This window comes from Puribacter membranae, assembly GCF_055380425.1.
In genome coordinates, this window is the sequence record NZ_AP040167.1 from 2,474,096 (window position 1) to 2,494,600 (window position 20,505).

The 20,505-nt window shown below is 52.6% G+C and carries 21 protein-coding genes and 1 pseudogene; 12 read left to right on the plus strand and 10 right to left on the minus strand.

Annotated features, from left to right (window positions below):
- Positions 1-116: 116 nt before the first annotated feature.
- The gene (gene ruvB / locus ACZ41M_RS12060) at positions 117-1,187 is read right to left on the minus strand and encodes a Holliday junction branch migration DNA helicase RuvB (RefSeq protein ID WP_464730939.1); all 1,071 of its coding nucleotides are present in this window, start codon (positions 1,185-1,187) and stop codon (positions 117-119) included.
- A gap of 32 nt (positions 1,188-1,219) precedes the next feature.
- On the minus strand, positions 1,220-1,807 hold the full coding sequence (gene ruvA / locus ACZ41M_RS12065) for a Holliday junction branch migration protein RuvA (RefSeq protein WP_464730938.1): 588 nt from the start codon (positions 1,805-1,807) through the stop codon (positions 1,220-1,222).
- A 109-nt stretch (positions 1,808-1,916) separates the two neighbouring features.
- Between ruvA and ACZ41M_RS12070 the strand changes: the two genes are divergently transcribed.
- From ACZ41M_RS12070 to ACZ41M_RS12100, 7 genes are all read left to right on the plus strand, one after another.
- On the plus strand, positions 1,917-2,372 hold the full coding sequence (locus ACZ41M_RS12070; protein WP_464730937.1) for a signal peptide prediction: 456 nt from the start codon (positions 1,917-1,919) through the stop codon (positions 2,370-2,372).
- Between the two features lie 383 nt (positions 2,373-2,755).
- Entirely contained in the window at positions 2,756-4,513 is a 1,758-nt protein-coding gene (locus tag ACZ41M_RS12075) for an acetolactate synthase 3 catalytic subunit (protein ID WP_464730936.1), read from the plus strand.
- 1 nt (position 4,514) lies between these two features.
- Entirely contained in the window at positions 4,515-5,006 is a 492-nt protein-coding gene (ilvN, locus tag ACZ41M_RS12080; protein WP_464730935.1) for an acetolactate synthase small subunit, read from the plus strand.
- Between the two features lie 4 nt (positions 5,007-5,010).
- A complete protein-coding gene (locus tag ACZ41M_RS12085) occupies positions 5,011-5,208 on the plus strand; it encodes a hypothetical protein (protein ID WP_464730934.1) in 198 nt (65 codons plus the stop codon).
- 65 nt (positions 5,209-5,273) lie between these two features.
- The gene (gene ilvC / locus ACZ41M_RS12090; protein ID WP_464730933.1) at positions 5,274-6,290 is read left to right on the plus strand and encodes a ketol-acid reductoisomerase; all 1,017 of its coding nucleotides are present in this window, start codon (positions 5,274-5,276) and stop codon (positions 6,288-6,290) included.
- A 118-nt stretch (positions 6,291-6,408) separates the two neighbouring features.
- The gene (locus ACZ41M_RS12095; RefSeq protein WP_464730932.1) at positions 6,409-7,146 is read left to right on the plus strand and encodes an SIMPL domain-containing protein; all 738 of its coding nucleotides are present in this window, start codon (positions 6,409-6,411) and stop codon (positions 7,144-7,146) included.
- Between the two features lie 107 nt (positions 7,147-7,253).
- The gene (locus tag ACZ41M_RS12100) at positions 7,254-7,496 is read left to right on the plus strand and encodes a DUF6868 family protein (protein WP_464730931.1); all 243 of its coding nucleotides are present in this window, start codon (positions 7,254-7,256) and stop codon (positions 7,494-7,496) included.
- 301 nt (positions 7,497-7,797) lie between these two features.
- Here the strand turns inward: ACZ41M_RS12100 and ACZ41M_RS12105 are convergent, their stop codons facing one another.
- Together ACZ41M_RS12105 and ACZ41M_RS12110 are read right to left on the minus strand one after the other, a co-directional pair.
- Positions 7,798-8,898, minus strand: coding sequence for an NAD(P)-dependent alcohol dehydrogenase (locus ACZ41M_RS12105; RefSeq protein WP_464730930.1), 1,101 nt, complete (start codon positions 8,896-8,898; stop codon positions 7,798-7,800).
- Positions 8,899-9,077: 179 nt separating this feature from the next.
- Positions 9,078-10,448 (minus strand): sodium-dependent transporter, encoded by a 1,371-nt coding sequence (locus ACZ41M_RS12110; RefSeq protein WP_464730929.1) that lies wholly within the window; start codon positions 10,446-10,448, stop codon positions 9,078-9,080.
- A 361-nt stretch (positions 10,449-10,809) separates the two neighbouring features.
- Here ACZ41M_RS12110 and ACZ41M_RS12115 point away from each other — a divergent pair, with 361 nt between their 5' ends.
- The 3 genes from ACZ41M_RS12115 to ACZ41M_RS12125 all read left to right on the plus strand — a co-directional run bounded on the left by ACZ41M_RS12115 (position 10,810) and on the right by ACZ41M_RS12125 (position 12,818).
- Positions 10,810-11,517, plus strand: coding sequence for a phosphatidylserine decarboxylase (locus tag ACZ41M_RS12115; protein WP_464730928.1), 708 nt, complete (start codon positions 10,810-10,812; stop codon positions 11,515-11,517).
- The gene (pssA, locus tag ACZ41M_RS12120) at positions 11,510-12,316 is read left to right on the plus strand and encodes a CDP-diacylglycerol--serine O-phosphatidyltransferase (protein WP_464730927.1); all 807 of its coding nucleotides are present in this window, start codon (positions 11,510-11,512) and stop codon (positions 12,314-12,316) included. The genes ACZ41M_RS12115 and pssA overlap by 8 nt, the downstream gene beginning before the upstream one ends.
- 79 nt (positions 12,317-12,395) lie before the next feature.
- Entirely contained in the window at positions 12,396-12,818 is a 423-nt protein-coding gene (locus tag ACZ41M_RS12125) for an HD domain-containing protein (RefSeq protein WP_464730926.1), read from the plus strand.
- An 87-nt stretch (positions 12,819-12,905) separates the two neighbouring features.
- On the opposite strand, the gene rsxB is transcribed toward ACZ41M_RS12125, so the two are convergent.
- The 5 genes from rsxB to ACZ41M_RS12150 form a co-directional block, all read right to left on the minus strand.
- Positions 12,906-13,589 carry an electron transport complex subunit RsxB gene (gene rsxB, locus ACZ41M_RS12130; RefSeq protein WP_464730925.1) on the minus strand — a complete coding sequence of 228 codons (684 nt, stop codon included), beginning with the start codon at positions 13,587-13,589 and terminating at the stop codon, positions 12,906-12,908.
- Positions 13,590-15,875 (minus strand): RelA/SpoT family protein, encoded by a 2,286-nt coding sequence (locus ACZ41M_RS12135; RefSeq protein ID WP_464730924.1) that lies wholly within the window; start codon positions 15,873-15,875, stop codon positions 13,590-13,592.
- Between the two features lie 105 nt (positions 15,876-15,980).
- The gene (gene rpoZ, locus ACZ41M_RS12140; RefSeq protein WP_464730923.1) at positions 15,981-16,184 is read right to left on the minus strand and encodes a DNA-directed RNA polymerase subunit omega; all 204 of its coding nucleotides are present in this window, start codon (positions 16,182-16,184) and stop codon (positions 15,981-15,983) included.
- A gap of 66 nt (positions 16,185-16,250) precedes the next feature.
- Positions 16,251-16,910 carry a guanylate kinase gene (gmk, locus tag ACZ41M_RS12145; RefSeq protein WP_464730922.1) on the minus strand — a complete coding sequence of 220 codons (660 nt, stop codon included), beginning with the start codon at positions 16,908-16,910 and terminating at the stop codon, positions 16,251-16,253.
- Between the two features lie 33 nt (positions 16,911-16,943).
- Positions 16,944-17,912: a YicC/YloC family endoribonuclease gene (locus ACZ41M_RS12150; protein ID WP_464730921.1), complete on the minus strand. Its 969-nt coding sequence runs from the start codon at positions 17,910-17,912 to the stop codon at positions 16,944-16,946.
- Between the two features lie 33 nt (positions 17,913-17,945).
- On the opposite strand from ACZ41M_RS12150, the gene rph reads away from it, so the two are divergent.
- Positions 17,946-18,659 carry a ribonuclease PH gene (gene rph / locus ACZ41M_RS12155; protein WP_464730920.1) on the plus strand — a complete coding sequence of 238 codons (714 nt, stop codon included), beginning with the start codon at positions 17,946-17,948 and terminating at the stop codon, positions 18,657-18,659.
- 68 nt (positions 18,660-18,727) lie between these two features.
- Here the strand turns inward: rph and ACZ41M_RS12160 are convergent.
- A pseudogene (locus tag ACZ41M_RS12160) lies at positions 18,728-19,633 on the minus strand (cation:dicarboxylate symporter family transporter); the annotation flags it as partial.
- 52 nt (positions 19,634-19,685) lie between these two features.
- On the opposite strand from ACZ41M_RS12160, the gene ACZ41M_RS12165 reads away from it, so the two are divergent.
- Positions 19,686-20,504 (plus strand): DDE-type integrase/transposase/recombinase, encoded by an 819-nt coding sequence (locus tag ACZ41M_RS12165; protein WP_464730919.1) that lies wholly within the window; start codon positions 19,686-19,688, stop codon positions 20,502-20,504.
- Position 20,505: the final 1 nt, after the last annotated feature.

Genomic DNA, 20,505 nt, shown 5'->3' on the forward strand with positions numbered 1-20,505 from the left:
CGACTTAAACAACGCAGATGTCTCGTATCAGTCCTTTGCTATGATACGCGAATCATTCAGTACACGGTGTCATTTAGCCCTATTTATTTGGCTTTTTGGCGGTTTGGTCACAGTCGTCACAGCAAACTGCCTTCGCTTGCCGGAGGCGTCAAGCCAAAATGCTGATAGGTCATGGCGCTGGCGATGCGTCCGCGCGGGGTGCGTTGCAGATAGCCTTGTTGGATCAAATACGGCTCGATGATGTCTTCGATGGTGTCTTTGGCCTCGCCGATCGAGGCAGCGAGGTTGTCCAGGCCGACGGGACCGCCGTTGAAACGGTACAAAATCGCTTCGAGCAGTTTTTTGTCCATCACGTCGAGTCCCGCCGAGTCCACATCAAGCATTTTCAGGGCGGCATCGGCGACTTTTTGTGTAATCACGCCGTTGCTTTTCACTTGCGCGTAATCGCGCACGCGGCGCAGCAGGCGATTGGCCACGCGCGGCGTGCCGCGTGAGCGACGGGCGATTTCGATGGCGCCTTCGGTTTCAATCTGGCAGCCAAGCAGTCCGGCGGAACGCGTGACGATGTGGGTCAACTCGGGGATGGTGTAGAATTCGAGCCGCCCGACAATGCCGAATCGGTCGCGCAGCGGATTGGTCAGCATCCCCGCCCGGGTGGTCGCGCCGATTAGAGTGAATGGCTTGAGGTCCAGTTTGACCGAGCGTGCAGCGGGGCCTTCGCCAATCATGATGTCGATTTGATAGTCTTCCAGCGCCGGATAGAGGATTTCCTCCACCACGGGTGAGAGGCGATGGATTTCGTCGATGAACAGGACGTCGTTGGTCTCCAAGTTGGTCAATAATGCAGCCAAATCGCCCGCGCGCTCCAGCACGGGGCCGGAGGTTTGTTTGAGATTGACACCCATTTCGCGCGCGATGATGTGTGCGAGCGTGGTTTTACCCAAACCCGGCGGGCCAAACAGCAGGGTGTGGTCGAGCGCTTCTTGGCGTGTGCGTGCCGCGCCGATAAAAATATCAAGCTGTTCACGAATTTTGATTTGCCCAACGTATTCGTCCAAGAGTTTCGGGCGCAGGGCGCGCTCGGATTGCTCCTCGTGCGGGTTCAGCGGCTCGGCTTCGATCAGGCGCTCTTGCGCGGTTTGATTCGGTAAGTGGGCGGAAAAGTCGTCGGTGATGATTTGGCTCATGGTGCGGTTTTGTCCAGATTATGGTGTCCAGATTACTTAGAAAATTGTTGTAGCGCCCAGCGGATGCCGTTGTTGACGTCCAAATCGTTCGGGAAGTGTTTCAGCACGTGGTTGATCTCTTTTTCCGCGTAGCCCAGCGCCATCAGCGCGGCGTAGACGTCCACGCGCGCCGAGGTGTCCACTGCTTTTTCGCTCGGTTTGTGGTCAAACGAGAGGTTGGCAACTTTGTCTTTCAGTTCCAACACCAGTCGTTCGGCGGTTTTTTTGCCAATGCCGGGAATGCTGGTCAGACGCGAGACGTCTTGCTGCGCAATCGCTTGTTGCAAATCGTCCGATGACAGGCCGGAGAGTATGCCCAGCGCGGTGCGCGCGCCGATGCCGGTGATTTTGATGAGTTGGCGAAAACTGGCGCGTTCGGCGGCGGAGGCAAAACCATACAGCACATGCGCGTCCTCGCGGATTGCCAAATGTAGGAATAAGCTGACTTTTTGCCCGAGTTCGGGGAGCGTGTACAATGTGCTCATCGGTACGTCGATTTCGTAGGCTAAACCCGATGGGGTGTCAATGACCACGGTCGGTGGTTTTTTGTCGATCAGGATGCCGGTGATGCGTGCGAACATAGGTGTGCCGTTAAAATAATGATGTAGGATGAAATGGGGATAATAAGGTTGAACGAATTATCGCACATCCTTTTGCGGGTGCGGGTTTGAATTGGGATGGTTTGACAAAATGGGACGTCGTATTTTTGGCTGGCTGGGCGTGTTGTGGGCATTGCCTGTGAGTTTGCTGGCTTTTGTGTTGGTATTGCTGTTACGTCCAAAATGGCTGGGCGGCGGCGTGCGCTGGGCGCGCGTGCGCTACGGCGAGACCACGGCGCTGGCGGTCTGGGGCGGGGCGTTGGACGGACTGTTGCGACGCATGCCTCTGGGGACAGTGGATGGCGTGACGCTCGGGCATGTGGTGCTGTTTCGACAGGCGTGGAAAATGCGGGCGATTGGCGCGCACGAGTTCGCGCATGTGCGTCAGTACATGCTCTGGGGCTTTTTGTTTCCGCTGGCGTATGGGCTGGAAAGCGTGTGGCAATGGCTGCGTGGGCGGCATTATTATTGGGACAATCGTTTTGAGGTAGAGGCGTATCGTTTGGGGCGTGAACGCTTTGATCGTCCCGCGAAAAGGCTTGAATAGCTTTAACAGACCTAACCAAGTATGCAAATATGTGGTTTTTGTGTCGAGGATGGGTGGTTTTTCAGGGCGGTTTGATATAAATACTTGACCAAAAGAGCCAAATTCAGTATTGTCGCAGGTTCATGAGTGTGCGAATTGCTTTATCCAAGGGTTTGGCTACTCATTCTTGTTTGTGGGCGGGCGACACAATCGCTTCGTTCGCAGCCAATCAATTTCAAAGCACCTTGCTTTTGGTTTGATGTGGCAGATTTGTTGGGGTGGCGGAAAGACGACGTGCGGACGTGATATAGGACGAAAGCATGCGATTGATCCGGCAACAAAGCAAATGCTGGCATTAAATTGTGGAGCAAAGGATTTAGGTTTGACCTTGAAGGGACTCTATCATGTCACATGAACTCACAGGTTCAGAAATATTAGTTCGTTGTTTACAAGCAGAAGGTGTGAAACACATCTTTGGTTATCCGGGTGGTTCGGTCTTGTATATCTACGATGCACTGTATCAACAATCGAGTATTGAACACATTTTGGTGCGCCATGAGCAGGCAGCGGTTCATGCTGCGGATGCGTATTCGCGTTCGAGCAATGAAGTCGGCGTGTGCTTGGTGACCAGCGGTCCTGGCTTGACCAATGCGGTTACTGGGATTGCCACGGCGTATTACGATTCGATTCCTTTGGTCGTCATTTCGGGGCAAGTGCCCACGGCCTTGATCGGCGAAGATGCGTTTCAAGAATGCGACGCCGTCGGCGTGACGCGCCCGATTGTCAAACACAATTTTTTGGTCAAAGACGTGCGCCAGCTGGCGACGACGGTGAAAAAGGCGTTTCATATCGCTAAAACCGGTCGTCCGGGGCCGGTTTTGATCGATATTCCAAAAGACATTTCAAACAATAAATGCAAGTTTGACGGCTATCCTGAAACAGTGCATATGCGCTCGTACAATCCGGTGGTCAAAGGTCATTCCGGTCAGATTCGCAAGGCCTTGAATTTGCTGATTCATGCGGAACGTCCGGTGATTTATACCGGCGGCGGTGTGATTTTGGCCAATGCGGCGCCCGAGTTGAATCAATTGGTCGATACCGTCGGTATGCCGTGTGTGAACACACTGATGGGACTGGGCGGCTATCGCGCGTCTTCACCGAACTATATCGGTATGCCCGGCATGCACGGCTGCTACGAAGCGAATATGGCGATGCAGCACGCCGATGTGATTTTGGCGGTGGGTGCGCGCTTTGATGATCGCGTGGTGGGCAACCCGAAACATTTTGGCCAAGTGGCGCGCAAAATCATTCATATTGACGTTGATCCGTCATCCATTTCCAAGCGTGTGCGCGCAGACGTGCCGATTGTCGGCGATGTGAAAGACGTGTTGACCGATATGTTGGCGCAGTTGCGCGAAATGAATTTTCAAGCCAATCCGGCGAAAATTGAAAAATGGTGGGCGCAGATCAATGATTGGCGTGCGGTCAACAGCTTGAATTACGATCGCGGGAGCCAATTAGTCAAACCGCAAAAAGTCATCGAAACTTTGCACCGCTTGACCAATGGTGATGCATTCATTACCTCGGATGTGGGGCAACATCAGATGTTTGCCGCGCAATACTATCCGTTTGACAAACCGCGTCGTTGGATTAATTCGGGTGGTTTGGGTACGATGGGTGTGGGTATTCCGTATGCGATGGGCGTGAAAAAGCTTCATCCTGATGCGGATGTGTGTTGCATCACGGGCGAAGGTTCTGTGCAGATGTGTATCCAAGAGCTGTCCACCTGTAAAGAATATGAGCTACCGATCAAGATTTTTAGCTTGAATAACGGCTACTTGGGTATGGTGCGTCAATGGCAGGAATTGCAGTATGACGAGCGCTACTCGCAAACCTACTTTAAGGGCTTGCCCGATTTTGTGAAGCTCGCGGAAGCCTATGGCCACGTCGGTATGCGTATCGAGCGTGATGCCGATGTCGAAGGAGCGTTGAAAGAAGCCTTGGCGATGAAAGATCGTTTGGTATTCATTGACTTCCAAGTAGATCCTGCGGAAAACGTCTTCCCTATGGTTCAGGCGGGTAAAGGTCTGTCTGAGATGCTTTTGCGTCCAACCCCAGAAGTCTTGCAATCAGCCGCACCGATTTTGAAGCGAGGAGAATAATATGAGACACGTTATTTCTGTATTGCTCGAAAACGAAGCGGGCGCATTGTCCCGCGTGGTCGGATTGTTCGCCTCTCGCGGTTACAATATTGAAAGTCTGATCGTCGCACCAACCGAAGACCCCACCTTGTCGCGCATGACTATCACTTCGTCCGGCTCGGATGAGGTGTTGGAACAAATCACCAAACACCTGAATCGTCTGATTGAGGTGTACAAGGTACAAGATTTGACCGACGGCCCGTTTGTCGAACGTGAATTGCTCATGGTCAAAGTACGCGCGGTCGGTAAAGACCGCGAGGAATTGAAGCGTCTGGCGGACATCTTCCGTGGTCGCATCCTTGACGTAACCGATAAAGCCTTTACAATAGAGGTCACGGGTAATTTGGCGAAAAACGACTCGTTTTTACAAGCGATTGATCGTGGTTTGATCCTCGAAACCGTGCGCACCGGCCCATCGGGTATTGGTCGTGGCGAGCGCGGGTTGCGGGTTTAAGGTAATGGAACGAGGCATTAAGAAATCCAATTGGGGTGCTGACGAAAAATCAGTTACCCAGCTTGTACAAGAACTTAAAACCTTTGATGATCAGGACTTAATTGTCATGGTTTCAGCAGATGGAGGCGCGACGTTTAGGCCGGTCAAATTGTTGGGTAAAGGTTTTGATGGGGATAAAGTGTACTGTACGTTGTTTATTTAAATTAATTGGTTTCAGAAAAATCAAACAATTATTGATTTGTATTTATTTTTACAAAAGGGAACAAAATGAAAGTTTTTTACGATAAAGATTGTGATTTATCATTGGTTAAAGGCAAACAAGTAACTATCATCGGTTACGGCTCACAAGGCCACGCACACGCATTGAACCTGACCGAAAGCGGCGTGAAAGTGACCGTGGGTCTGCGCAAAGGCGGCGCATCTTGGGCAAAAGCGGAAAACGCCGGTCTGCCGGTGAAAGAAGTGGCCGAAGCGGTTAAAGGCGCGGACATCGTCATGATGCTCTTGCCAGATGAGCAAATCGCCAGCGTGTACAACACGGAAGTGGCTCCGAACATCAAGCAAGGCGCGGCATTGGCCTTCGCCCACGGTTTTAACATCATTTACAACCAAGTCGTGCCACGCGCCGATTTGGACGTCATCATGGTTGCGCCAAAAGCACCGGGTCACACCGTGCGCGGTACGTACAGCCAAGGCGGCGGCGTGCCGCACTTGATCGCGGTTGAGCAAGACAAATCCGGCGCAGCGCGTGACATCGCTTTGTCCTACGCCTCTGCCAATGGCGGCGGTCGCGCGGGCATCATCGAAACCACCTTCCGCGAAGAAACCGAAACCGACTTGTTCGGTGAGCAAGCCGTATTGTGCGGTGGCGCGGTTGAGCTGGTGAAAATGGGCTTTGAAACCTTGGTTGAAGCGGGTTATGCACCGGAAATGGCCTATTTCGAATGCTTGCACGAATTGAAACTGATCGTGGATCTGATCTACGAAGGCGGTATTGCCAACATGAACTACTCGATCTCCAACAACGCTGAGTACGGCGAATACGTGACCGGTCCGCAAGTGATCAACGAAGAGTCGCGCAAAGCCATGCGCCAAGCGTTGAAAAACATCCAAACCGGCGAATACGCGAAAAGCTTCATCCTCGAATACAAAGCCGGTGCACCAACCATGGTGTCACGCCGTCATTTGACCGAGCAGCACCAAATCGAGCAAGTCGGTGGCAAACTGCGCGCGATGATGCCGTGGATTGGTAAAAACAAATTGGTTGATCAAAGCAAAAACTAAATCTCGGACTTATTGAGCGTTGGCGCAAAAATACGTCAACGCCAATACAATGAGCGCATTAGAATGGGGGTGCAGTCAGCGGATTGCATCCCTATTTTTATGCAAAAGGATGATTCAAATGAATAAAGCAAAATGGTTGGCAGCGGTCGGTTTGAGCGGCTTGTCATTGACCTGCGCGGTGGCGCAGGCCGAAACCGTGGCGATTAATCAAAACGGCTCTTTGGTAGAAATGTGCGCCAGTGCGGAGAAAATGGTCGCGCATGATGCCGCGATGATGCACGTGGATTTTTCGGTGCAAAATCGTGACAAAGTGCAGGCGGCGGACACCGTGAATCGTACCATGTCGCAAGCCATGCAATTGATTAAACAATATCGCAGCGTGACGGTTGAGAATCAAAGCTACAACACCTCACAAGAGCGCGACAAAGATGGACAGGTGACCAATAAATGGCTGGTGCAACAGTCTTTTTCCCTGACCGGTAAAGATTTGAACGACATGGCTGAGCTGGCCTCGAAATTACAGGCGATGGGCGTCAATGTCGGCAGCATGAGTTCCTATTTGAGTCCCGAAGGTCGCCGTGCGGCTGAGCAAAAGCTCAATGATGAAGCCTTTGCCGATGTTAAAGCACGCATTGCAACCGTGGCCAAAGCCTTTGGACAGCCGGTTGGCGCATGGCGTATCGCACACATGAATATCATGCCGAATAATCCGTGCGGTGGCTATGGCGGACGTATGTATGCCGCAGCGGCAGCGCCCATGATGCGTGAAAAAACAGCGGATGTTGCTGAGCCGGAACTGGTACAGGGGCGCGAGCAAATGCAGGTGAATTTTTACATCGCGGTGCGTGCGAAATAAGCGAGATACGATCCGCGATGTTTGATTGAGCCATACGGATACGGACATCATTCGCCTGCGTTGATGATGTCCGCTATGTCCGCCATGACCGCCTAAAGGGGGATGGTATGACGATCGCTTGGGTAAGAGAATTTCTGCTCTCGAATCTATTGTTCAATTACGCCATTCTATTGCTATGGTTTGGCGTATTTCGCTGGCGGCATGATTGGTTATTGGGAGTGCACCGTCGCTGGTTTCGTTTGAGTCAAGCGCAGTTTGATGCGATTCATTACGCGGCGATGGCGGTGTATAAAATTGGTGTTTTATTGTTTAATCTGGTTCCGTTGTTGGCTCTATGGTTGATTGGTTGATTGATGTACGACTGATATTGATGGTTTCTCAATCACCCCTCATGGCTGGAGGTCATGAGTCGTGGTTATGAAGAATGGGTCACGGAAAGAATCGTAATTGATTCTTCATTAAAAAATATAGAGCGTTGTGTTCAAGAATTAAAAGCAAGTATGGGAAAATGATTTGGCCTGCGGTCACGGCGAGGAGCGCCCCTGCATCCGTTGGAATTGTTTGGCGAGGATTGGTTGACGTGGGAGCCGTTGGAATGAGACATAAAAAGGGTGCTGAACAGCACCCTTGATTCTTTTAATACGGACTCAATTAAGGCTTAATCGCAATTTTGAGTACGCCATCGCGTTGATTGGCAAAAAGCTCATAGGCCTCAACGATGTTGTCCAGTTTATATTCGTGCGTGACCAATGCGCCCAAATCAACCCGACCGGACTCGACCACGCTCAGCAGACGACGCATTCGTTCTTTACCGCCCGGACACAGTGCAGTGTTGATCTTGTGATCACCCAGACCCGAAGCAAATGCACTGATCGGAATGGTTAAATCCTCCGAATACACGCCGAGGCTGGAAAGTGTCCCGCCCGGTTTGAGTACACGCAGCGCTTGCTCGAAGGTTAGTTGCGTGCCCAATGCCTCGATGCTTGCATCCGCACCACGCCCGTTGGTGATTTTCATGACTTCATCAACGACATCAACATTGCGGAAGTTGAGCGTGACGTCGGCCCCCATTTTTTTGGAAATCGCCAGACGCTGATCATTGCCATCCACAGTGATGATGAGGCTGGCGCCCTTGAGTTTCGCGCCTGCGGTGGCGCACAGACCAATCGGTCCTTGGGCAAAAATCACGACGATATCGCCGATTTGAATATTGGCGTTTTCTGCACCCTTAAAGCCAGTGGACATGATGTCCGGGCACATGAGCACTTGTTCGTCGGTCAAACCGTCAGGAATGGGGGCGAGGTTGGCCTGCGCATCCGGCACGAGCACATATTCGGCTTGAGTACCGTCGATGATGTTGCCAAAACGCCAGCCTGCCGTGGCTTTGTAACCGTGGCAGGAGCATTTGCCATCCTCATCCAGCAGATACGAGCCGTCTTGTGACGGATAGCCGTCTTGACAGGCGTAGGAAGTGAAGCTCGGGCAAATCGCACCGGCGATCACACGTTGGCCTTCGTGATAGCCTTTGACATTGCTCCCCAGTTTTTCGATGATACCGACCGGTTCATGACCGATGGTCAAGCCTTCCTTGACTGGATATTCTCCTTTTAAAATATGCACGTCCGTACCGCAAATGGTTGTGGTGGTGATGCGCACCAAGGCATCGTTCGGGCCGACATCAGGGATTTTTTTCTCGACAATTTCAATCCGACCTTTGCCCAAGAATACGGCAGCTTTCATCATATTCGCCATTTTAAGTCTCCTTTCGTTCATTATTGAATACGCCAGGATCACTTCTGGTCAATTCAGTATAGCGATGAAATGAGGAAGTAAATAGCACGTTTTAGACAGATTGCTTATGTAAGCGGTACCAAAAAAAGAGATGGTTCATTAACCATCTCTTTTTTAAAATCAATTACTTAGATTAGATGCTATTTTTGAGGCAACAAACCATAAATCAAAATCACCGCGATCAGTACCGGTGACACTTTGGTCACGACGAAATACAGTTTTGCGAGTAAAGCTTGATTCTTGAGAGTGCCGTTATTGCTGATGGCGCGGATGAAATCGGCTTTGCGCCAGTTCAGGGCGACAAAAATACAGGTCGCCAGACCACACAGCGGCATCATCAATTTACTGGCCAAAAAGTCAAAGGCATCAAAAATGTTTTTATCAAACACGGTCACGTTCGCCAGTGTGCTGTTGGATAACGCGCACAGACCACCCAGTACCAATAAAATAGCCATGACGATGACAATGGCGCGTTTGCGTGTCCAATTTAAGCGCTCGTGCAACACGGCCACAGGGACCTCGACGATTGAGAGCATCGCACCGATAGCCGCCATCGCGGTCAACACGAAAAACACCGCGCCGAGGATTTGACCGAGTGGCATGTGGACGAATACCGCCGGAATGGTTTTGAACAGCAAGCTCGGGCCGCCAGCCGGATTAAAGCCAAAGGCGAACACTGCTGGGAAAATCGCCAAGCCCGCCAGCAATGACACGGTCAAATCCGCCAGCATCACGGTCAAAGCGGTTTTCGGGATATTTTGTTCCGAGCGGAAATAGCTGCCATAAATCATCATCGAGCCGATACCGAGCGAGAGTTTGAAAAATGCCAATCCCAATGCGGTAAAAATCACCGTGGCATTGATTTTGCTCCAATCGGGCAGAAACAAAAACTTCACACCCGCCATCGCGTTGGGTAAACTCAAACTGGTCAGCGCCACGATGATCAACAGAATGAACAGCAAAGGCATCAGTTTTTTGGTCACGGCTTCAATGCCTTTGGTCACACCCATCAGCAAAATCCCGCCGACCACCAGCAGAACCAGCCATTGCATCAGCAACGATCCCGTTGGATTACCCACCATGCCGCCAAACGACTCAGCCAAATAGTTTTTGTCATCGGACAGCAGCGAGCCGGTCAAACCTTTGCCAACATAGGTGAACACCCAGCCGACCACCACCGAATAAAACGACATAATCAGCAGGGCGGCGACCATGCCTGCGAAACCGATCAGCCACCAGTGGCCTTTCGGCGCAATCGTGCGGTAGACATTCACCGGATCGGTGCGTGTGGTGCGCCCGAGGCTGATTTCGGTGATCATCAGCGGCAGGCCGACCAGCAAGGTGGCGAGTAAATAAATCAACAGAAACCCCGCGCCGCCGCTCGCGCCGGTCTGATAGGGGAACATCCAAATATTGCCCAGACCGACTGCCGAGCCTAAAGTCGCGGCCAAAACGCCGAAACCGGAAGAAAAACCGCTGCGTTGAGTCGAATTTTGTGGTGTTTGATTCATGATAAATTGATTAGGAATGTAAAAAACGGACTAAAAAATACGTCCGCACGGTTGGATATAGAAAAAATTTAATCGAAATAATCCTGAACATAAGAAAATTTAACTCAGCATTTTAGCACCGTTGCGGTGTATTTTTGCACTATTCTGCGCATTCGCTGGCATTCCATCAACTGACTCGATGGAGTCGCTTGAGCGTCGCGCACCCCATAACCGCACTTTTTTAGGAGTACAGGGCAAAATCAAGTAAAATGATGGTTGATGGACGTCGTTTTGCCCGCGCATTGCGTATTGGAACAATAGGTTCAAGGCGAAACATCTGCGGCGTCTGGTTTCATTCACGATTTTACGTAAGAGAGTTTTTATGTCAGCATCTAATTATCCGCATCCGATTTTCGCCAAAGAAGGTTGGGTATTCATCGGTATCGCGGTTGTTCTGGCCTTGTTCATTCACTTTTTGGGTGGCTTTGGCTGGGCGTGGCCGTTCTACATCATCGCCGCGTTTGTGATTCAATTTTTCCGCGATCCGGCGCGTGATATCCCGAGCACACCGAATGCCGTGCTGTCTCCTGCAGACGGGCGCGTGATCGTGGTGGACAAGGTGTACGATGTCTACGCCGAACGCGAAGCTTTGAAAATCAGCGTATTCATGAACGTGTTTAACGTTCACTCCAACCGCATGCCGGTCGATGGTACGGTGGTCAAGGCGCAGTATTTCCCCGGCCAGTTTTTCAACGCCGATCTGTCCAAAGCCTCCGAGCAAAACGAGCGCAATGCGCTGGTGCTGCACACCGCAGACGGTCAGGTCGTGACTGCCGTGCAAGTGGCCGGATTGATCGCCCGTCGTATTTTGTGCTATGTCGGCGTCGGACATCAGGCGGCGCGTGGTGAGCGCTACGGCTTTATCCGTTTTGGTTCGCGCGTGGACGTGTACCTGCCGGTGGATGCCATGCCGCGTGTGAGCATCGGTGACAAAGTATCCGCTACCACCACGATTTTGGCCACATTGGCCGATCATTCGGCTGTACCGACACCGGTCACAGCCGCTCCGACCGAGGAACACAATGACTGAGCAACATTCTGATATCAAGGTGATTGACGAATTTGGCCGCGAGGCGGGGCATATCCCCGCTCGTCACCGTGCGATTTACCTGCTGCCGAATGCCTTCACCACGGCGGCTCTGTTCGCAGGCTTTTTCGCCATCGTCAAGGCCATGAACCACGAGTTCAATGTGGCAGCGGTTTCGATTTTCTGCGCCATGGTGCTCGATGGTATGGACGGACGCGTGGCGCGATTGACCAAAACCCAAAGTGCATTTGGCGAGCAGTACGACAGTTTGGCCGATATGGTTTCATTTGGCGTCGCCCCTGCCTTGGTCGTATATGAATGGCAGTTGCACGGGTTGGGAACGGGGCGTTTGGGGCTGATCGTTGCCTTTATTTACACCGTGTGCGCGGCATTGCGCTTGGCGCGGTTCAATATCAACACCGACGTCATCGACAAGCGTTATTTCCAAGGGCTGCCCAGCCCATCGGCGGCGGCACTCACGGCGGGGATGGTTTGGCTGGTTGAGGAAAAAGATCTTTCCATTCCGGCGGAGATCATTCCCTACATTGCCATCGTCGTCACTCTGTTTGCGGGTCTGTCTATGATTACCAATATCCGCTATTCGAGCGGAAAAGCTATGGATTTGCAGCACTCCGTGCCGTTCGTCAAGCTGCTGATGTTCGTTGGTATCATGCTCTGTATCATCGCATGGCCACCGTTTGCATTGTTTGGCTTGTTCGTTGCCTACGCGCTGTCGGGCTATATCATGTGGCTGTGGCGTTGGTCCAAAGGCGAGTCGCTGAAAAAGCAACGCAAAAGCTGATTTCACAACGTACGCCCAAAACGCTTGCGTGCGACGCAGGCGTTTTTTATACCCAAAAATAATGAATTCTGAGAAAAACATGCCATCATTTGAAGACGCACTCGCACTCGCCGCACGCGCGCATAAAGGTCAATACGACCTCGCAGGCGCGCCCTATATCTGCCACCCGATGCGCGTCGCTTTGGCGCAAACCGATGAACGCGCGCGCATCGTCGCCATCCTGCACGACGTGGTCGAAGACACGCCGATCACCTACGATGATTTGGCCCAAGCGGGCTTCGATGCCGACATCATTGCCGCTGTTGAGGCGCTGACCAAACGTCCGGGGGAAAAACGCATGGACGCTGCCGTGCGTGCTAAAGCCAATCCGCTGGCGTTACAAGTCAAGCTCGCTGATGTCGCTGACAATATGAACCTTGCGCGGATTGGTCATCCAACGGTGGAGGATTATGCGCGGTTGAGGGAGTATGAAGGGGTTTTGGCGTATTTGAAACAAGAGTAGTGCGAATCAAGCCCGATCAAGAGAATCGTAAAAAGATGTAGGGGCGGGTTTTTAACCCGCCCCTACTGTCTTTGTGCACCATAAGTATTACGATGAGTTGCTTGTTCCCCGCCGTGCGCGCGCTCGTGCTAGTGCGGCTTCGATGCTGGCGCGTTTGCGTTCGATGTCATCGCTTTCAAACTGCGCAGGTGGATGCTCGGCGGTGAAGTCGGCGTGTTTGTGTTCGAGTTTTTGGTGGCGGCGTTGTTCGCGCTCGGTTTTTTCGCGTTTGAGGCGTTGTTCACGGAATTGGTATTGTTCACGTGCGGCATGCGCTCGCTCACGTGTCCAGTCTGGATTGGCGGCCACTGGCATTTGGATGCAGTCTACGGGGCATGGCGGTACGCACAGCTCGCAGCCGGTGCATCGATCGGCGATGACGGTGTGCATGAGTTTGGCTGCGCCGACGATGGCGTCAACGGGGCAGGCTTGGATGCATTTGGTGCAGCCGATGCATTCGTCTTCGACGATATAGGCAACGCGTAGGGGTTGTTCAATGCCATTGGCTGGGTTGAGTGCAATAACGGGCTGGCGGGTGATTCGGGCTAATTCGGCGATACCGGTTGCGCCGCCAGGTGGGCATTGGTTGATCGGGGCGTGCTCGAATGCGATGGCGTGTGCGTAGGGCGCGCAGCCGTTGTAGCCGCATTGGGTGCATTGGGTTTGCGGCAAGGCGTCGTTGATGCGTTGTTCGAGTGCCTCGGGATTCGAGGCGTGGACTGGGTGATTCATTTAGTTTTTGCTGGCTTTGCTGAACCGGCGGCTGATTTTTTTCACTTGGCGCAGGGTGCGCACGGCTTTGAATACCTGTGCGAGGTGCGATCGGTCGGTGACATCGATGATGATGCGGATGTCGGCGTCGCCGCTATGGGTTTCGAGTGAGACGTCGGCGATATTAGCGCCTGCATCGGCGATGCGGCTGGCGACTTTGGCCAGCAGGCCTTTTTCATTGACGGCGATGACGGATAGCGCAACGGGGAAGTTGATGTCTAAATCGGTCTGCGTATCCCATTCGAGGTCAATCCAGCGCAGGTTGTCGATGTTGCGTTGTGCGCGTGCAATCGGACACTCGCTGGTATGTACGATGAGCCCTTGTTTTTTCTGGAGGTAGCCGATGATGCTGTCACCGCGAATCGGACGGCAGCATTTGGATAGGGTGACGGTATTGGATTCGTCGCCGCGAATGACCAAACGCTCGGTGTCACTTTTAACGAGGGCTTCTTCGGAGGCTTCGAGTATGGCTTTTTGCGATGCGCTGGCGTCGCGCGTTTGGTTGAGAAACAGCCAGCGTTGCGCGGTAATGTTGGCATAGCGGATGCCGAGGCCGATTTCGGACAGGAGTTCTTCTTGCGATTTGCTGCCAACGTCGCCGATGAGCCGTTCCCAGCCGTCTTTGACCTCGTCGGGGTAGGGCAGATTGATGTGCTCGATGGATTGACGCAGCAGTTGTTCGCCCAGCAGCGCGGATTCCGCGAGTCGTTGGGTTTTGAAGTAGTGGCGCAGCTCCATGCGTGCTTTGCTGGTTTTAACCCATTTGAGCCAAATCGGTGCAGGGTGAGCGTCGGCGTCGGTGATGATTTGTACACGGTCGCCGTTATGCAGCTCTTGACTGATCGGGCTGTCGATGCCGTTGATAATGGCGCCGACGGCACGGTTGCCAATATCGGTGTGAATGGCGTAGGCAAAGTCGAGCGCGCTCGCTTGGCGCGGCAGGCTGAGAATTTTGGATTTCGGGGTGAATACGTAAACCGCATCCGGTGATAAATCGACTTTGATGTGTTCGAGAAACTCGATGGAGTCGTTGGTTTTTTGCTGAATGTGTAGCAGCGATTGCAGGGTTAGGTGCGATTGCTTTTGCACATCGGAGAAGCTGACGTCGGTTTCTTTGTACAGCCAGTGGGTGGCAATACCGGACTCGGCGATGCGCTCCATCTCGTGCGTGCGGATTTGGAATTCCATCGGTTTGCCGACGTGGTTCAGGACGACGGTGTGCAGGGACTGGTAGCCGTTTTTCTTCGGAATGGCGATGTAGTCTTTGAACCGCCCCGGTACGGGGTTGAACAGGCCGTGCAAAATGCCGAGACTCAGATAGCAGTCGCTGCGCGTGTTGACCAGTACGCGAAAGCCGTACACATCCATGACTTTGGACAGTGACAGCTTTTTGTTTTTCATCTTATGGTAGGTACTGGCGAGGTTTTTCTCGCGGCCAAAAATGTCGGCCTGAATCTGCGCGCTGGCAAAACTCTCACGAATCTGGTGAATCACTTTGCCAAACAGTTCGCGTTTGACTTGGCGCGAATCTTTCAGTGCTTCGCGCAGTACGCGCGCGCGCCACGGGTGAATTTGCTCAAAGCATAAATTTTCGAGTTGGCGATAAATGTCGTCCAATCCGAGTCGATGCGCGATTGGCGCGTAGATTTCGAGGGTTTCCTGTGCGATGCGTTTGCGCTTATCCGCGCGCATCGTCTCCATGGTCGAGAGGTTGTGCAGTCGATCTGCCAGTTTGATGAGGATAACGCGCACATCGTCGGCCATGGCGAGCAGCATTTTACGAAAGCTTTCGGCCTGCTGCGCCTCTTTGCTGTCAAAATGCAGCTTGTCCAGTTTGGACAGACCATCGACCAAATTGGCCACCGGCGCGCCGAATTGATTGGCCAGCGTGATTTTGTCAATGCCGCTATCTTCCAAAACGTCGTGTAGCAGCGCGGCTTTGATCGATTGCGAATCGAGTTTCCAAGTCGCGCACAGCGTTGCCACGGCAATCGGGTGGGTGATGTAGGGTTCACCAGTCTGACGATATTGCCCCAGATGCGCCGCATCGGCTACGGCGAAGGCCGCGCGAATACGAGCGCATTCTTGCTCCGACAAATAACTGCTCAATTGGCCGAACAAACCGTCCAAGCCGGTCTTGATCAGCTCGGCGTGTTGCTTTTTGTGCTCGCTGGAAACCTCATGCGTGCTGCTGGTCGCATGAAATTCCTGCTCGGTGGTTCGTTCGGGTTGATGTTGTTCGGGCATAAAGCGGGGTATCGTCCTATGGATTGAGTGCGGTTCAGGTCATTTGTGTGATACGGCTAAAAAAAGCCATTGTGACAATGGCTTTTTCTGTTGAGCTGAGCTGAATCAGCTCGGTACTTTGAGCAACATCTCGGTGCCCACTTCACCTGCGGCGATTTCGCGCAGGGCGGTCACGGTCGGTTTGTCGTTGCTGGCGATTTTCGGGCTGTGACCCTGCGCCAATTGACGTGCGCGATAGGTCGCAGACAGCGTCATGTCAAAGCGATTCGGGATGTTTTTCAAGCAATCTTCTACGGTAATACGTGCCATGGTTTTACTCTTTCAATCAAGTTCAAAGATCATCGGTAACCGGTTTAATCTCAATGCACAAGGTGTTTATGCGCAAGGCTTGGCATCACTCGGCGTCATCAAATCTTTAAAAATATCGGGATAACGTGCCTTTTGCGAGGCAAACCGCAATCGTGACGCGCCAACAATCTGCTGCAATTGCGCCAAAGCGGTGGAAAATAGGTGGTTAATGATAACATATTCACACTCACCTGCGTGCGCCATTTCATTTTTGGCCGCCGCCAGTCGTCGGGCGATCACCTCTTCGGTGTCCGTACCGCGTTTGTGCAGGCGCTCGTTCAATGCTTCCATCGACGGCGGTAGGATGAAAATGCCGATCATGTCGGGAAAATGCGTGCGCACCTGCTGCGCGCCCTGCCAGTCAATCTCCAGCAGAACGTCTTTGCCCGAAGTCAGTGCCGAGACAATCCAATCCTTCGAAGTACCGTAATAATTACCATGAACCTCGGCGGATTCGATGAAGCCGCCCGCATCGCGTTTGGCCAAAAAATCGTCCACCGTGGTGAAATGGTAGGCCACACCGTCCACTTCGCCGACGCGCGGCGCGCGCGTGGTGTGCGAGACGGATAACAGGATGTTGTCATCACTTTTGAGCAGCTCGTTGACGAGCGATGATTTGCCTGCGCCGCTCGGAGCGACGACGACAAACAGACTGCCGATGTGGGCGTTGGAAAGAGGGCTGTTCATATCATTCCTACTGTGTTTGGGTTTTTATTCGGATTATTCCAAATTTTGCACTTGCTCGCGCATTTGTTCAATGATGAGTTTGAGTTCGAGCGATGCTTGGGTTTGTGTCAGGCTGGCGGATTTTGAGCCGAGCGTATTGGCCTCGCGGTTGAATTCCTGCATCAAAAAATCGAGCTTTTTGCCGACATTGCCGCCCTCGGATAGGTTTTGGCGCGCATTGCGCAGATGGCCGTCGAGGCGATCCAGCTCTTCGGCGACATCAATCCGAATGGCGGTCAGGCTGACTTCTTGCTTGATGCGTTCGAGCAGCTCTTCGCGCGGAATGGCGCAGGTGGCGATGGCGACGTCGTTTTTGCCCGCGTCCAAGGCTTTGAGCAAACGTTCGGTGAGTTTTTGCTCCTGATGCGCGAGCAGTTCGGGAAGCTGGATGCGCAAATCGGCGACGATGGTTTGAATCGCATCCAGTCGCTCTACAATGGTTTGCTTTAGGTGCGAGCCTTCGTGCGCACGGCTGGCTAAAAACTGTGCCAATGCGGCTTGGGTCAGCTCGCTAATTTGTTCGGCTGTGACTGCGCCCAATACGTCCGCTGCGCCTGCACTGCTCGGTACGACACCCGGCCAATTAAGCAGTGTGTTGACGCTGAGCGGTGCGGCGTTCGGCGCCTGCGCCAGCAGTGCGCTTTGCAGGGCGAGGGCTTGTTGCAGCGCATCGTGGTTGATGAGCTGCGCCGAGCTGCTTTCATCGGAGGGCAAGAGGGTTTGCCAGCTGATTTTGCATTCGAGTTTGCCGCGCTTGACTGCGCGCGTGAGCGTTTCGCGGATTTGTCCTTCGAATGGCGCCAGCTCCTCGGGCAGTTTGATGCTCAAATCGAGAAATCGGCTGTTGACGCTTTTCAATTGCATGGAGAGGCGGCACAGTTGCGACGCAACCTGCGCTTGGCCAAAGCCGGTCATGCTGTAAATTTGAACATTATCGGTGGGCTGGGTAGAATGCGAACTCATACGTAGTGATTTTAACCAAAGAGAGAAAACATAATGATACACCGACACGACAACCGCGCGCCCGACAGTTTGCGCCCTGTAACCATCACTCGGGGCTATACCAAGCACGCGGAAGGCTCGGTTTTGATCGAGTTTGGCGATACCAAGGTGCTGTGCACCGCCAGTGTGCTGGACAAAGTACCGCCGCATAAAAAAGGCAGCGGCGAAGGCTGGGTGACGGCGGAATACGGCATGCTACCGCGCTCGACGCATACGCGCAGTGACCGTGAGGCCGCGCGGGGCAAGCAATCCGGCCGCACGCAGGAGATTCAGCGCCTCATCGGTCGCGCGCTGCGTTCGGTGGTGGATTTGAGCAAATTGGGTGAGCGCACCATTCAAATCGACTGTGACGTGATTCAGGCCGATGGCGGCACGCGCACGGCGAGCATTACTGGCGCATACGTCGCGCTGGCCGATGCGGTGGCGTGGTTACATGCGCAGGGCAAAATCACGCAAAGCCCGATTATTGACTCGGTCGCGGCGATTTCGGTTGGCGTGGTCGGTGGCGTGCCGATGCTCGATTTGGATTACAACGAGGATTCCAATTGCGACACCGACATGAATGTGGTGATGACGGGCAAGGGTGGTTTCGTCGAGATTCAGGGCACCGCCGAGGGCGTGCCGTTTAGCTCCGAGGAGTTGAATGCTTTGTTGGCGTTGGCGCAAAAAGGCATTGCGCAGTTGGGGCAATTGCAGTCGGCGCAGTAATATTAATAACCAACTCAAAAAACAAAACGCCAGAGCAAAGACTCTGGCGTTTGTTTTTGCCGCGTGACTTATTTCAATGCTTTGTGCATGGCTTCTTCGTCCAAGGCTTTTTCCCACTTCGATACGGCGACGGTGGCCACGCCATTGCCAATGAAATTGGTCAAGGCGCGTACTTCGCTCATGAAGCGGTCAATCCCCAAAATCAGCGCCATACCTGCGACAGGAATGTCCGGCACGACCATCAAAGTACCGGCCAAGGTGACAAAGCCCGCGCCGGTCACGCCGGTCGCGCCTTTTGAAGTCAACATCGCTACGGCGAAAATCGTGAGCTGTTGCCACAGAGTCAGATCAATATTCAAAGCCTGTGCGATGAACAATACCGCCAAGGTCATGTAAATATTGGTGCCATCCAGATTAAACGAGTAACCCGTTGGTACAACCAAACCGACCACCGATTTTTTGCAGCCCATTTTTTCCAGTTTGTTCATCAGATGTGGCAGGGCGGATTCAGAGGAGCTTGTGCCCAGCACCAGCAGCAATTCTTCCTTGATGTAGCGCAGAAATTTGAAAATGCTGAAACCGGTCATGCGTGCAATGAGGCCCAACACGATGACGACAAACAAAAATGCGGTGAAATAGAACGTTGCGATCAAACCGAGTAAATTGGTCAGTGAGCCGATACCGAACTTACCAATAGTGAAAGCCATCGCACCGAAGGCACCGATCGGTGCGAGTTTGGTGATGATGCCAACCATGCCGAAAAACACTTCGGACATGCCTTCGATGAAGCTGATCAGTGGGCGGGCGCGCTCTTCGGGCACACGGGTCAACACCACACCGAACAAAATCGCAATCAGCAACACTTGCAAAATATTACCCTCGACAAACGGACTGAAGACGGTTTTGGGAATCAAATCCATGAAAAAATCGACCATGGTATGACTTTGTGAGGTGGCGGCAAACTCATTGACCTTAGCTGTAAAAAATTAACGCGTTGTTTACAGTATTTTCGGAGAAAATACTGTAATGAACATGCACAAACGAACCCGCCTCACGCCATTAGACCGAGAGGAAATATGGCGTTTATACCAAACCCGACAATGGAAAGTGACGCACTTGGCAGAACACTACCGAGTGAGTCGCCCGACCATCTATTCGGCACTCAAAAAAGCCCGCTTGCAACAATTTGCGCCGAGTGACAGCACCAATGCTCGCTATCGTTCGCTCCAATATGGGCTTAAACGATTGGCTAAAGTTGAAGCAAGCATCCAAGCTCGACTCAAGCGAGAAGCTCAACGGTACAACAAATCCTATCCTGGCGAAATGGTGCATGTTGACACCAAACGCCTGCCGCTGATTAAAGGGCAAAACAACACCCAACCTCGCGAATATCTGTTCGTCGCGATAGACGACTACTCACGCGAACTGTACGCCGCCATCATGCCTGATAAAACCCAATTCAGTTCTACGCAATTCCTGACTGAGCACCTACTGGCTCAGTGCCCTTACGAGATAGACTACATCTACTCAGACAATGGCAAAGAGTATAAAGGTACGCCCAATCACGCGTTTGTTCAAACTTGCGCGCAACACAACATCGGTCAACGCTTCACGCGGATTGCTCGACCTCAGACCAATGGAAAGGCAGAGCGCGTCATTCGTACTATTATGCAAATGTGGCACGAGCGCATTCAATTTAAAGACTCTTTGCACCGACACATTGAACTTAATCGCTTTATCAATTTCTACAACACCGTTAAACCCCATAAGTCGTTGAACAACTCAACTCCTTATGAGATACTTCAAATGTACTTTTATCAAACAAACTGTAAACAACCCGACTAAT